The sequence below is a fragment of the Bacillus cereus group sp. MYBKT14-1 genome, assembly GCF_051915185.1.
In the GTDB taxonomy this organism is placed as follows: domain Bacteria; phylum Bacillota; class Bacilli; order Bacillales; family Bacillaceae_G; genus Bacillus_A; species Bacillus_A cereus.
In genome coordinates this window covers 1,027,729-1,041,505 of sequence record NZ_JBQAEF010000001.1, presented here as the reverse complement: position 1 = coordinate 1,041,505, position 13,777 = coordinate 1,027,729, and the positions used below count along the sequence as shown (strand labels likewise).

Below are 13,777 nucleotides of genomic sequence, written 5' to 3'. Positions count from 1 at the left end.
AAGTAAATTTTAAATCTCATAAATATTAAAATCCCCTTCTGCATATAGGTGCAAAAGGGGATTTTTTCAAATTATTCTATTCGTTCTACAGACAGTACTCATAGATAAATAAGAAACGGTGTATATTTACCGTAACATTTATAAAGATGAAAATCAATATATAATTATCTACATATAGAACCAGATAATAATTCTTGTTCATAAAACTATTCTTTTGTTTTATTTTTTAATGTACTCGTACCACCAGTTTCTTTCATCCATCCAAGCTGTAATCTGATCAAGTTCGCCATTAGGTAGTACTTCAGTTTGTAAGTACGCTAATCCAGTTAATGGATCAGAGACAACCTTCCCTTTTGTTCCACGCTCATTCATAGCGTTTACGACTTCCTGAACCAATGAAATACCAAAACCACCAGATTTAACATATTGATAGCCGCCATTGGCAATAGCTTGTTCTGGTTGTTTTTCTCCTGTAAACCAAGATAATGATTTACTGCCAATCAATTGGTTCAAATCACACTTACCGATACCAGGTACATTACCTGTCTCTGTGTATTGCCAAATATCGCATGGATAAGCTGGCTTATTACTGCCATAACGAGGAATCCAAACAAAGTCAGATTTTACATTTGCCATACCAAACGGAGCATACATATGATGACCAACGTATAAGCCAACTTTCTGAGCACCTAATCGGCGTAGTTCATCAATAAATGCTTGTGCGCCCGCTCTCATATCATTCATTGTTTTTACTTCAACATCTGCAACCCAGACTGTCGCGCTCTTGTCTCCACGGTTCCAGAAGTCACGAGCTTCTATTCGTGCATCATTTTCAGAAACGAAACGACAGAATGCATAGTTACCAAAAGGAATACCATGTTGCTTCATGGCTTGTACATATCCTTTATACAATGGATCTACATAATTTGAACCATCTTGTACACGAGCGATGATGAAATCAATGTATTGCTTTGCTATAGGCCAGTTAATGTCACCATTCCATTTTGAAATATCAATAATTTGTCCCATTACTTAACATCTCCTTTTCTATCTTCTTGTTTTTGTTTACCGCCTAAAATCTCAACTGCATTTGTTAAAGCTTGTGGAAGCGGAATACCCATTCGTCCGGCATTTTCTAAAAGTGAAAGTAATTCATTACCCATGAAGAAGAAAATTGTCGCTTCACGAATAGCACTATTACTTCCTAACGCTGCATCTAATTGAGCTGCCGCTCCGACCAAAAGAAAAAGCACCACCTTTTTGGCGATGCCTTTGAAACCAACTTTACTTTTTAATTCTCCGTTATACCCTGCTGCAATCATGCCAGTTAGATAATCAATAACTGCCATCGTCACTAAGATTTTCAATGTTGCATCCCATCCTCCCAAGAAATACCCACAAAAGCCGCCAAATGTAGCGATAAATGCTTTCATTAATACATCAATACGATCCATCTTTCCATCTCCTTATTTATAATAAAAAAGAGAGACGCTTGTCCCTCTTTTCTCAAAAACCATTCAATTGTATTAATCCAATTAAGTTTATTTATCTGTTTTATCAAGATCATCCGATAATTTCTTTAAAATATCACGTGCTTCTTTCTTCTCTTCATCTGTTAATTTAGCATTCTTACTTTTTGCTTCCAACGATTTTAGTACTTCCATGTATGTACTATCTTTAGTGCATACAGTGTCTGTATAAGAATCGCCAATAGCTACTACTGAATAATACGTTTCTTTATTCTCCTTAGGCACATGCCCTAGAATATACAAAACTCCATCTTTACCAATGCTTATAGAGTTATTTGAAGTACCACCATGGAAAATAGGAGATGACCATTCGGTCTTCCATTTCAGTGTACCATCTGGGTTTAATGCATATAATTGTTGAGATGAATGAACATAAATCACACCATTTTTATCGATTACCGGTGAGTTAATAATAACCTGAGTACCCGTTTCATATTTCCATTTCAGTGTATAGTCTGGATTATATGCATATACACCACCACTTTTAGCTATATAAATGGTTCCATCTTTTGAATATATTGTAGGAGCAGATTTTGAACTAATCTCATCCTGTTCCCATTGTTTCATTATATTTCCATCTTTATCTAAAACGTATATAATAGACCCACCATTTATATATAATTCGCTATTTAAACCTAAAGAAAAACCAGGATTACCTCCATTCCCCTTAATCTTTTTATTCCATAATTCTTTACCGTCTTTGTCATGAGCATATAGATAATAATTTTCACCACTTGAAGATACAGTATAAATAATTCCATCCTTTGACATAAGCATAGAATTAGTTCCCGTTGTCGTTCCTTTAAACAGTTCACTTGATACCCATTTTTTTGATCCATTTGGATTATATGCGTGTATTGTTCTCTTATCATAAGCAGCATAGCGTACATAAAGTGTACCTTCACTATCTAGAATAGGAGTATCAACATAACCATTATCTGTAGTTTGCCATTTTATTGAACCATCTGGATTTAAAGCTGTTAATTTTCCTCCTACAACATAAATAGTTCCATCTGCCGCTATAACAGGTGAAGTGTAAATATTCGCTATACCATCTTTAACCCATTTAACTGAACCATCTTTATTAAATGCATACAGTTTTTGGTTTGCATTTCCTATATAAATCGTCCCATCACTTCCAATTGCTGGTTGACTGTAGAATGTTTGAATACCACCTTCTTTGTAAAAAACCTTATACTCCCATTTCACTTTAGGTGTTTCTGGTCCAACGTAAGGTGAATTTTTATTCCAATTCTGACCAAAAGAAAACTCAGCTTGTAAATCATACTTCCCTTGTTCGAATTGTTCACCTTGTACGCTCGTAGTTTCGGCTTTGGTCATTGAATTAGGGTGTACCCCTACCATTAATGCAAACAGAAGCATCATTAACATAAATTTCTTTTTCATAATATACCTCCTAAATGAAACCTTAAATTATACGATAATAAAATCATATTTATTATATATTATAATTAATAATTTAAATACTTAAAAACTAATATAAACAGAAATAAAAAAAAACCAGCTAATACTGCTCCTGCTCTGTTTGCGTATTATTTTCATTAGTTGGTTTTAGTGGTTCTTTTGGTGGATAAGAACTGGTAAGCGATGTATAACACTCCATACAAATGTACTTTTTTGCAAATCCCATATCTAGTTCATATAGACGTGCTCCACGTTTACAGATTTCGCATCTTGTTGCGATTCTAAAGCTTATAGTTCCATCAAGTTCCCTCCATACCTCGACTTTATTCATGCCATTTGAAAGCCCTGCATTATTTAATACATTAATAGGGATGTTTACAAAAACTCCAGTTTCAGATCTTTCCAGCTCTACTAAATATCCCATAAACGGTGTTACATCCCCAGGTTGTGGAGGTGCAACAGCTGAATTTTGATTCTGATTCATATACTATTACTCCTTTCTTCTTTATCCCAAACTATTAAAGTGCCATCCATTTGAGTTACAGACATAGAATCCTAATCCTCGGTTTCCTTCTACAAAACGAATATGTCCCCATTGTTGGAATCCACCGCCGCCTAAATTAATTCCTTGCATCGCCCTTATATTAGAAAAAACTTTTACATCCTTTTCTGTACTTATATCAAACGTTTGTCCGTCTGCTGCTGGTTTTATATTATTATTCACACCACCTACAGCAAGTGCGTTAAACGGCTGAATGCCATCCGCTCTTTCTGCTGCAGCACGATTCCAATTATACATAGATGCATATTTGCCACTGTATAGCGTTACACCACTTACACAAAGTGCTGTCCCTTGTCTCATGTCAGCACTTCCAGAACAAACTTTAATAATCAATGCATGTTGTTGTGGAATATAGTTTTTCGGCACTTTGAAGGTAAATGAATATCTTCTAATTTCTCCATAAAATGTAGACGGCTCAGGAAAGTCCATTTTTTGTTCATTCCATATATCGTAACTTACATTGTCTCGGAATTTAACACAACATACATGCAAGCGTGGTTTCCCTGTTTTACGTACACCATTTATCATAGATGCTCTAAAGTGAGCAGATACTGTGTATTCATTTCCGGGATGTATGCCATTATTCACGATTGCTTCTGGATAGTTATACATGTCTACCCTTGTAGCATTCACCATTTGCTCGTAATCGAATATATGTGTATTCTTTTCTATTACGACATTTCCCCATGACCTCCAAGTAAGACCGTATCCACCTTCAAACCCATAATAATCGTTATGTCCAATGTTTTTCTTTGTAACACTAGAAAAGTCGGGATCTGCTATTAGGTTTCGTCTTGATACCGCAGTTGTTTTTGTTCCCCATTCGTCTTGGAATAGAAAATCTAGCATTTTAACAGTTACACCATCTTTATCAATAGTTATCTTGTCACCGTTAATTCTAATAAGATTCGTATCAATGCCTTTTGCTGTTAGCCATTTGACCATTGTATCTGCATTAATATCCAGTTTTGCAGCATTGATTGTAATTTTCCCAGGAGACATATTGATGGCAGTGACAATTCCGTCCTTTAAAATCTGCGCTAAAATCCCTTCATCTAAAACTTCTAACCTAGATTCCGTTTTCCTTGCATAGGCATTATAAGTCTCATTTATAAACGTTTCTTGTTTTCTAGAAACGATTGTAATACCTTTTTCATTTGCGCCAATACTTCTTTCTAACTCTGTAACTTTCTGATTGTATTTCTCAGTAGCTACTCTATTAGCTATATCTTCTAGCATTTTATCAACATCGGTTTGATCTTTCGGATGTAACCAAAATTCTGTAGCTATCGTGCCACGTTGTAACATAGGTGCAGCACACCATAAACGCCCATTTCTTGTAACGTAATAACGCCATCTCACAAACGCTGCATTGGCTGGTGCTTTATCTGTACATACAGCACGAATCCATGTATGATTTACAACCTTGATATTCGTTCTAGCTGTTTTAATGCGAGTTTTTTTGTCAGCAGTCCACCATTCAATTTCAATAAATGCGCCGCCACTATCAATAGGTGTTTTCCCATCAGTATTGAAATAACCTGATGCAACAAATTCTTCGTTAACCTGACACTCAATGAATTGACTTGTAAGTCCCCACCAACGATCTTGAGTCTGGCCAGTAACGGTAATTGCAAATGTATTCATACCCTTGTATTTTAAATTCGTATCAACAGAACCAATTGCCCCATTACTGCTATTCCAAAACCAATATTTCTGTCCTAACTTAAAATCAGCATCACGCAACTCGTTGACAGTACCTAAACCGCCTACATAATCCTCAACATCTTTCTTTTTCATTGTTAATTTCAATGCTTCAGAGTGTTGCTGTATCGTTGTGGCCGCCTGAGTTAATGTTTTCCCTTGCTCAGTTTGTGTTTCCTGTAATTTCCTAACACTTGCAGTTGTTCCTTCTGCATTCTTTTCTACAGTGTTAACACGTTCATTAAAAGAGGTTTGTGTTTTTTCTACCGTTTTTATACTTTCTTTAATACCATCCACACTTTTTTCAATCTCGGTTGTTTTCTTAGTGAATTCATCACTCGTTACTTGATTTTCTGGAGCTGGTGTCCAATCCTGTGGCTTATTACCTTTATATAAAGCAACCCATTCTACAATGGCTTTTGTAGTGTTACTTGGAAAGTTATACAGACTCAGCTTTCTTTCATTTCCACTCGTTGCTGCTACAGCTTTAAAAGTTACATAAGTAATTCCATTTGCATAAACACTTGTTGCATATCCAACATTATTCGAACCGCCATTTTGCCAAATCCCGAACTTCTGCCCCTTCGGAACGCTACCTTTAATTACAAATGTATATTCTTCACCTGTAGAGAAATTTTCGGTTAGAGAATATGGATTGATTAGATAATCTGTTTTTTCGTATTTAGCATTTGAATCTAATAACAGATTACGTCCTCCAGCTTTATCGTTATTAACTTTCTTTTCTACGACCTCCAACTTCTCACTAATCCGGCCAGCCTTTTCTGTAATTTCAGTTGTGGTTTTCTTTAGATCATTAGTTATTTGCTGCACCTCAGAGATTGTCTTTTTTGTACCTTTGAAAGTCTCTTCTACTGTATTAAACTTTTCAGTGATTTCACCGTCTTTTTTTGTTAAAGATTCAATAGATTTAGTAAACCCCTCATTAGTTTGTTTCATTTCAGAAACTGTTTTATTAATTTCACCTTGAGAGTTTTGTACATTTTTAATAGTTTGCGAAACTTCTTGGAGACTATTTTTAACTTCCTTGAATTGTCCTGAAGCTTCTTTTTGCGCTTCTTCCACTTTTTTATTTAATTCTTCTTTTGTAAGTTTAATATCCTTATTAACCTGCTCCATTGTTTCTTTCTTGATAGTTTCCACATCAGGAATAAGAAGCTCCCAACCTTTACCGTTCCACACTTTTAAAATACCTGGTTTACCGTCACTAATATCTCGCCATAGCGTCTTGCCTATTATAAGGTTATCGGTCGGTGGATTTTTAGCTTCAATTATATTTAACATATTATTTTTAAGATTCTCTTGAACTTTTTCAGCCAGTGTTTTTGCTACTTCTGATTCTTTCTTAGCATTATTAGCTGTTTCATTTGCATTTTTCACTAATTCATCTAACTGATCTATCAGTTCTTGCTTACTTCCTAGTGAACTAAGAATACGATTGTATATCTTTCGTAGTTCTTCATTTGAATCTGTAATCTCACGATAATCACCAAATGCGTATTTATCTTGCGAAGGATCAGTATGTGATTCATCACCAGCGATTGCCCTTGCTTCTAAATAAAGCTTAGGTGTGAATCCAACATCTTTAATTCGGATTGTATCTCCTTCATTGATTAACTCGTGAACCAATCCAAATACACGCCCTATACTTTGTGCTTGAACATCATAAGAAATAGAGGTATTCACACGTTTTGCTAACTCTGTTTTCATAAGAGTCAACAATCGTTCTGGTGTTATATCTTGTTCTGTTTCTGGAGTGTAAAATCCAAATTTATGTTTGCCTTTTTCATTCCAACGTTGAAAAGCATCGTTATCCACAATATATGGCATACCTTTGTTTATATCTGCGATGGTGAGAACTTCTCCACCTTCTTTTTTGATAAAGCCAATTAGAGCTGTACAAATGTTTTGTGAGTTTTCAATACGTTTAATTCCAACTAAATCTTTACCTAACGTGACTTCCTTTCCTGTTTCTCTTCCTCTTTTTTTCACCATGTCTACATACCAACCTGCAATTCGAGAACCAACCACTTCAACACGGTATATAATTTCTAGTTCAAATAGGGAGGCAATCTTTTTTAAGAAACTCAATGGATCTATAAATTCATCAATAGTCATAGAATGAAATCCAGCATACTCCGTCTTACCACGCTTCCATTTTGTACCTACAAGAGCAATATCCATAAATTCATTTACTGTCTTACCTTCAATTTTCTGCGGACGAATATAGTCATCTTTAGCAAGATTAATCCATGCACCTGATGCATAAGTAATGACGGATCTATCGTCAGGGTCTTTTTCTACCTCAGTGATTACATACGGAACAATACGCCCATCCCTTACTTCTTTTAATACTAAGTTTTGTTGCATAAGTGTTGCTACATATTTCGTGTTATCAAATACTTTAAACTCTAAAGTATCGATATTATTCTTGATTTCCCAATGACGTTTATCATCCCAATAATCTTTTGGTTGTATAGCTGAAACAATTTGGCTAGTTTTAAAATCAATAATATGTAAGACTCCACTTGGCGTCCTCATCTAAATCGCTCCCTATATTTAACCTTTGCTGTTCCGATATCAGAAGGCCTGATTTCTAGTGTATTCATACCTTTATTAATGATAGGAAAATTACTGAAAATGTCCTTAATATTAATCGCATCCTTCCCTTCAATCGTTACATGACTATTTTCTGTATCAATTACGACTTTATCGCCAACATCTACTATATAAGGCGGTGTATTTTTCGTATTTAAATTTACTTTCCAAAACTTTAAATCACTAACTGACATCGCTTCTACTGGCGGTACATCTTGCCATTGCATAATGCTAATCTGTATTTGAGCTGCTTTTTCCATGTGATAGTTATTTTCATCTGTCCACCGTGCAAAACGCTCTGAATCATCTTTTTCTGTCCCAGGAAGAAATTTCGAAATATACGCTTCCCATACATTTCCTGTTCTAGCTATCCACAATCGTCCAAAATATTGATTCCATGTATTCGGATAATCACCACTCTCATAAATCAGCCCTGTTTTCCCTGGCTTGTTATCGTATCCAATAACCATCGTTCCAAAATTTTGTTCAGCTTGCCAAAAGAGATCATTCATAGCAACTTTCGAAAGTACCTTACTATTTTCATCGAGTATTGCTATCTCAACTCGTCCCATTTCATTGATTTTCTTACTCTTACAAGTAACGTAGGCTTGCATAATAAAATCTTGTACTGGACCACCAGGTATACTCTTTTTGACAGCTGCACCGTGCCACCCTTTTCCCGTTCCAGCTCCAAAATCAGAACAATAGAATTGGTATTTATCTGATTTCATTTCACCAACCGGTTCACCATCTTCCATTGAACTGACTTTACTCCATCCAACAGTAGTGGCCATTTCATCCCATACTATACGTTGATTCCTTTCCACAGGCTTTTCTACAGTTTTGAGTGGCATACCGATACGAAAATAATCTCGATTACTTAAAGATATCCCACCAAACCATACATCTAAAAAAGTGTTTGGTTTTTTAATGTCAATCTCAATAATAGGATTAGAATGAACGGTTCCTTTGTTTTGAACATTTGCCGTTAACCCAAGCGCACCTGTTTGAAAATCTACTGTTCGAGTAGGTCCTAATTTATAAGGAATCGGACAAATAAATTTCAAAGTTCCTTTACCTAACGTAACGAAATCATCAGGATTAAAATCTTCATCAATCACAGCTAAATATGTTCTATCAGGAGTTGCATCAAAAACTAACTCAACTGCTTCTTCTGTAATTAACCAACCCGCTATTTCTTCTTTTAACGTTTCTAAATTCGTTCCATCTGGAACAATGATTCCCACAGGGACAGGGAGTGGACGAGGATCCGTTTCTGTTCCTAATAATCTTGCACCAGGGTATCCAGGTGTTTTTAAGAAATTACGTTTTAGAGGTGCCCATGTTGGTGGACTCCATCCCTTTTCTATTTGAATGTACTCCTTTCGTTGGTTGTTAAAAGTAAAAGAACTCATGCCAACACCTCATTTCTTTATAAAATAAAAGAAACCCAAACCTAAAAGGCTGAGTTTCTTTTTGCTTCTCTTTCTTGATACTCGGTTGTATAGCGATAAGTACCGCGTGCCACGTCTCTTCCTTCTAAATTAACAGGCACTTCAATAACTAAATCTCCCCCAAGCATTGGAATAACTTCACCACTAGAAGATGAACCAGATCCGTAATTAATCACTTGATTTGATACGCTGCTTGCCATAGCTTGTCTACTATTTGACATACTTCCATACACACCACTCATGACACTCTTTAATCCTGATAATTGACTCACAGAACTAGCCATCATACGGCTCATGTCACCCATTAGTTGATTTATTTCTCTCGGCATTGCAAATTGTTGTCTTGGCATGGCTGCCACAATTCCTGCACCAATATCTCCAAGTGTCTTTTTATTCAGAGGAAGCACTGCTTCTCGCCCCGCTTCTCCTGCACCTTGCAAGTTTCCGCCATTCATTCCAAAGATAGTTGGTTTAGTAAAGATACCGCCTTTTGCACGCCAATCAATATTAATTCCTGACGGAAATGTAATATCTTTACCTAAAACATTTTTCGTGCTTGTTTGTAAGCTGAAGTGTGGAAGAGGTGGCATTTCTGGTTTTGGAATTTTCAACTTCAAGTCACTAAAGAATCCTTTAATCTTTCCAATGAATTTTTCTATACTGTCAACTGCATCTTTAATTGGATCTATAATGAAATGTTTTGCCGCTTCAAATTTTTCTTGAGCTGCATTCTTAACAGAATCAAATTTTTCCCGTGCTGTATTGTACATATCATTGAATTTCTCTTTTGCAGAATTATAAGCTGAAATAACTGGTTGAACGATGTATGTGTAAACCATCTTCCACGCTTCAAGTGTATAGCCTTTTATTTTCGCCCAAATTCCTAACATCCAATTGGATAAATCACTAAACTTTTCTTTTACTAAATTCCAAGTATCTTGTACAGGTTTTATAATATATTGTTTAAATAACCCCCATGCTGCTGATGTATATGATTTAACTGTCTCCCATTGTGAATTTAGCCAAGAAACTAAATCACTGAACTTTTCTTTTACTAAGCTCCAAATGTCTAGAACAGGTTGAATAATATATTGCTTAAATAGTCCCCAAGCAATTTGTGCCATAGCTTTTGCAATTTCCCATTGTGTACCAAGCCAAGTGACCATTTCACCGATTTGTGTACTTACCCAGTCGTAAGCTTCCTGAATCGGTTGAATAATATATTGACAGATTGCCGCCCATGCAATTTGTGCACCTGCCTGTATTAACAACCAACCAGCTTCTAAAACGGTGGAAACTGCCGAAATAATTGGATCTAAAACAGTAAGAATTGTATCCCATGTTTCTTGCCATGCTTGCGTTAATGTTCCCCACAATTCAGATGCTGTTTCAACTAAAGAGGACCACCAGGAGGAAGCAGTTTCAACAATCCCAGACCATAAACTACTAAAGAATTCACCTATCGGATCAAAGAAACTATGCATCATTTCTATGAAAGAAGACCATGCTTCAGAAAAGAATTCAACAGTAGAATTCCATGCATCGCTACACGCCTGCTTCACACCCTCCCATAAATCACTAAAAAATTGACCTATCGGATCAAAAAATTCATGCATTGCTTCTAAAAATGAAGACCATGCTTCACTACAGGACTGGGATATCCCGTCCCAAAGCTCTACTAAGTACTCTTTAATAGAATCCCATGCTTCTATTGTCCAATTTTTAATATCATCTCAGTTTTTATAAATAGCCACTCCTAGAGCAACTATAGCCGCTATGATAATAGGAACTATTGCAACTATGCCTAGTGCGGCGGCGGCTCCGATTTCAAATACACCCATGACCGCCATAACTATTGGCGCAATTGCCATAAGTGCCCCTGAAATTACCCCAATAGCCGTTGCAACTGCTGCTAATGTCGCTGCTAATTCTGGATTATTAGAAATCCAATCAGCAATACTAGCAACAACATCAGCAATCACTCCTAGTATAGGTTCAAGAGCCATTTTTAAATCTTCCATTGCCTTTTGAAACTTAACTGCTGGATTTGCATCCATTTTTTTTATGGATTCATTCAATTTCTCCTGATTCTTTTGGAAGTCTACGGTTTTTTCCGAAGCTCTTATTAAAGTATTAGTTAAATTTTGCCCTTGGTCCTCAAACATAGTGGCTAGAACTTTAACCCCTACTTGATTCTTTTTAACAGGATCTTCTATTCCTTCTATCGCTTTAGCTACTTCTACCATAGCTTTTGAACCATCACTTCCACCTTTAGCGACAGCTGCACCCCATTTTTCTATTTGTTCAGTTGCAATACCAGAACCATCAAGTGCTTCTTTTAAAGCTTTGTCAGCTCCTTGTGCGAATTCATTTAATTGAATCCTACCTTCTTTAAGCCCATCTAAAAGATTATCAATCATTTATATTCAACGTGATGCGCAACGTCACGCACGTTCTCTTATGAACTGCTATACGTCACCGTATAGATTAGACTATATCTTCAACTACTTGAGTTGCTCCCCGTTTCGAGTGTCATTTGCTTACACCCTACGTCTTCCGACTAGTCGTTGCACGTTCCTTAATAAAAAGGCTTCGCTCAGTATTGTCTCATTTGAGAGTTTCACTGAATTAAAGGAGTTTTTCATTGTACGTCACCATACAAGGGAACTATAATCTAATTCCAACTACCAGTTTCAACACCAGCTTCCATAATTGCTTGGACTTCTTCAGCTTTAAATCCTGCACGAGTCAACTGACTCCCATATTCGGCAATGATATCTAATTGTTCCGGTGGAAATCCCATTTTTAACAACGCATCTGTCATAGATAGAGCGTGTTCTTGAGATATTCCTAATTCATTACCTATTTCATAGGTTTCTTGAATTAATTCAGTAAAATCAATCCCTTCATAGGATTGAGCTATAACTGCTGCACTTTTTGCCATTGATGCATTTGCTTGGTCACTTATATCTTTATTTAAAGCCCATTGTCTTCTAATACCTTCTAAAGCCGCTGCTCCATCCACACCATATGCCGTAATTACTCTTACAGCTTCTTCAACTGATTTTTTCGAAGACTCTGGGACCTCAAAAGTAATATCAATCTTTGTCTTTAACTTTGACATATCCATCGCTTGTTCTACTGCGCTTGCAATACCACCACCAGCCGCTATACCACCAATGACGTTTTCGAGTCCTACTTTGAGTCCTTCAAACTTCTTCTCTGTTCTGCCAGCTTCTTGTTGTAAATCTCTTAACTCATTTTGTACTTGTTGTATAGAGTTTCCGGCATCCACAGATCGAAGGGCACGTTGTAATTTTTCAATATCAGCTTCAGTTCCTAATGCTTCACGACCAATAAGACCAATTGCTTGTTCTAACTGTCGACTTGTAGCCGATCCACTTTTAATTGCATTTACAAGACGATTACCTAATGCCCTCGCAAAATCATCAACACTTTTTCCTGTAGCACTAAATAAAGTTTCTAATTGTCGTGTTGAACTTGCTACATTTTCTTGTTCGGCTTTCATATTACCGAGCTTGTTTTTCAGACCATCAAGTGACCCTTGTGTAAATTCAATTTCACGCCTAAATGCGCGGTACTGCTCTTCTGAAATTTTCCCATTCTGAAATTGCTCTTGAACCTGTTGCTCCGCTTCTTTTAATTTATCGAGCTTTTGTGTAGTTTTTTCAATTTGTTGTGTAAGCAACTGTTGCTTTTGAGCAAGTGCCTCAACGTTACCGGGATCAAACTTTAATAAACGTTCAACATCTTTTAACTCTTTAGTCAAAGAATCACTTTGCTTATTCACGTCTTTTAAGGCATTTTGTAACGGCTGCGTATTCCCTCCAATTTCAATCGTAATTCCTTTAATTTTTCCTCCTGCCATTATCTCACCCCTTTTTCTTAGAAAGCATTAAAGTCTTCTTGAGTTGCTTTTCGAACTTTTTCTTTTCCTGGATTTTTCATTTCAGCATACTCAGCGATATAATCAAAACAATCACCAATCGTCATCACTTCCAAGTCCCAATATGTGAGCTTTGCTTCATAACAAAGAGCAAGGAACAATTCAGTGCTTAATTCTTCATCACCGAAAGTCCCTTGCTCTTCATTAATTTTCTTTACTTTTTTTTTGCTCCCATTGTTTTTTGAACCATCTCATTAATTTCCGGCATTATATCGTAAATAGGAAACTCATCAAACCCTTCTAACCAAGTCATCGGGTCTGGAATTTCAGGTTCAGCTGTTTTAGCGTATAACCAAACTAAATCGTAACAAACTTCAAAATCTACTTTATCGAAATCTAAGTTAGAAAAATCAATGGTGCCTTCTGTTGCATCTTGCGAAGCGAATGTACCTATAGCTCCTAATTTAAACATATCGGCAAATAAATCCCGTCTAAATTGCGCCTTATATCGCTTGGCTGATGCTGCGTTAGCTTTTAATTTGACCTGTTTTCCGTCTATTGTAATTGTCTTTTCCATCTA

At 36.3% G+C, this 13,777-nt stretch carries 7 protein-coding genes and 2 pseudogenes; all 9 read right to left on the bottom strand.

Features of this window, described 5'->3' with window-relative positions; genetic code table 11:
* Positions 1 to 219: 219 nt before the first annotated feature.
* Positions 220 to 1,029, bottom strand: coding sequence for a GH25 family lysozyme (locus tag ACTFO4_RS05655; RefSeq protein WP_257115639.1), 810 nt, complete (start codon positions 1,027 to 1,029; stop codon positions 220 to 222).
* Positions 1,029 to 1,454 carry a phage holin family protein gene (locus ACTFO4_RS05650; RefSeq protein ID WP_065703361.1) on the bottom strand — a complete coding sequence of 142 codons (426 nt, stop codon included), beginning with the start codon at positions 1,452 to 1,454 and terminating at the stop codon, positions 1,029 to 1,031. The genes ACTFO4_RS05655 and ACTFO4_RS05650 overlap by 1 nt, the downstream gene beginning before the upstream one ends.
* Positions 1,455 to 1,541: 87 nt before the next feature.
* Complete coding sequence (locus tag ACTFO4_RS05645) at positions 1,542 to 2,936, bottom strand: PQQ-binding-like beta-propeller repeat protein (RefSeq protein ID WP_257115640.1); 1,395 nt, start codon at positions 2,934 to 2,936, stop codon at positions 1,542 to 1,544.
* Between the two features lie 118 nt (positions 2,937 to 3,054).
* Positions 3,055 to 3,438 carry a hypothetical protein gene (locus ACTFO4_RS05640; protein ID WP_097826523.1) on the bottom strand — a complete coding sequence of 128 codons (384 nt, stop codon included), beginning with the start codon at positions 3,436 to 3,438 and terminating at the stop codon, positions 3,055 to 3,057.
* A gap of 21 nt (positions 3,439 to 3,459) precedes the next feature.
* Positions 3,460 to 7,779: a phage tail spike protein gene (locus tag ACTFO4_RS05635; protein WP_257115641.1), complete on the bottom strand. Its 4,320-nt coding sequence runs from the start codon at positions 7,777 to 7,779 to the stop codon at positions 3,460 to 3,462.
* Positions 7,776 to 9,251, bottom strand: a complete 1,476-nt coding sequence (locus tag ACTFO4_RS05630) for a distal tail protein Dit (RefSeq protein WP_098852157.1) — start codon at positions 9,249 to 9,251, stop codon at positions 7,776 to 7,778. The genes ACTFO4_RS05635 and ACTFO4_RS05630 overlap by 4 nt, the downstream gene beginning before the upstream one ends.
* Before the next feature lie 41 nt (positions 9,252 to 9,292).
* A pseudogene (locus ACTFO4_RS05625) lies at positions 9,293 to 11,455 on the bottom strand (phage tail tape measure protein).
* A 512-nt stretch (positions 11,456 to 11,967) separates the two neighbouring features.
* Positions 11,968 to 13,179 (bottom strand): annotated as a pseudogene (locus tag ACTFO4_RS05620) (DUF2207 domain-containing protein); the annotation flags it as partial.
* 232 nt (positions 13,180 to 13,411) lie between these two features.
* Positions 13,412 to 13,774: a hypothetical protein gene (locus ACTFO4_RS05615; protein WP_098212694.1), complete on the bottom strand. Its 363-nt coding sequence runs from the start codon at positions 13,772 to 13,774 to the stop codon at positions 13,412 to 13,414.
* Positions 13,775 to 13,777 lie beyond the last annotated feature (3 nt).

Excerpts from the sequence above, each read along its gene's own strand:
- ACTFO4_RS05650 (WP_065703361.1), bottom strand. The coding sequence starts at position 1,454 with ATGGATCGTATTGATGTATTAATGAAAGCATTTATCGCTACATTTGGC.
- ACTFO4_RS05655 (WP_257115639.1), bottom strand. The coding sequence starts at position 1,029 with ATGGGACAAATTATTGATATTTCAAAATGGAATGGTGACATTAACTGG.
- ACTFO4_RS05630 (WP_098852157.1), bottom strand. The coding sequence starts at position 9,251 with ATGAGTTCTTTTACTTTTAACAACCAACGAAAGGAGTACATTCAAATA.
- ACTFO4_RS05645 (WP_257115640.1), bottom strand. The coding sequence starts at position 2,936 with ATGAAAAAGAAATTTATGTTAATGATGCTTCTGTTTGCATTAATGGTA.
- ACTFO4_RS05635 (WP_257115641.1), bottom strand. The coding sequence starts at position 7,779 with ATGAGGACGCCAAGTGGAGTCTTACATATTATTGATTTTAAAACTAGC.
- ACTFO4_RS05615 (WP_098212694.1), bottom strand. The coding sequence starts at position 13,774 with ATGGAAAAGACAATTACAATAGACGGAAAACAGGTCAAATTAAAAGCT.
- ACTFO4_RS05640 (WP_097826523.1), bottom strand. The coding sequence starts at position 3,438 with ATGAATCAGAATCAAAATTCAGCTGTTGCACCTCCACAACCTGGGGAT.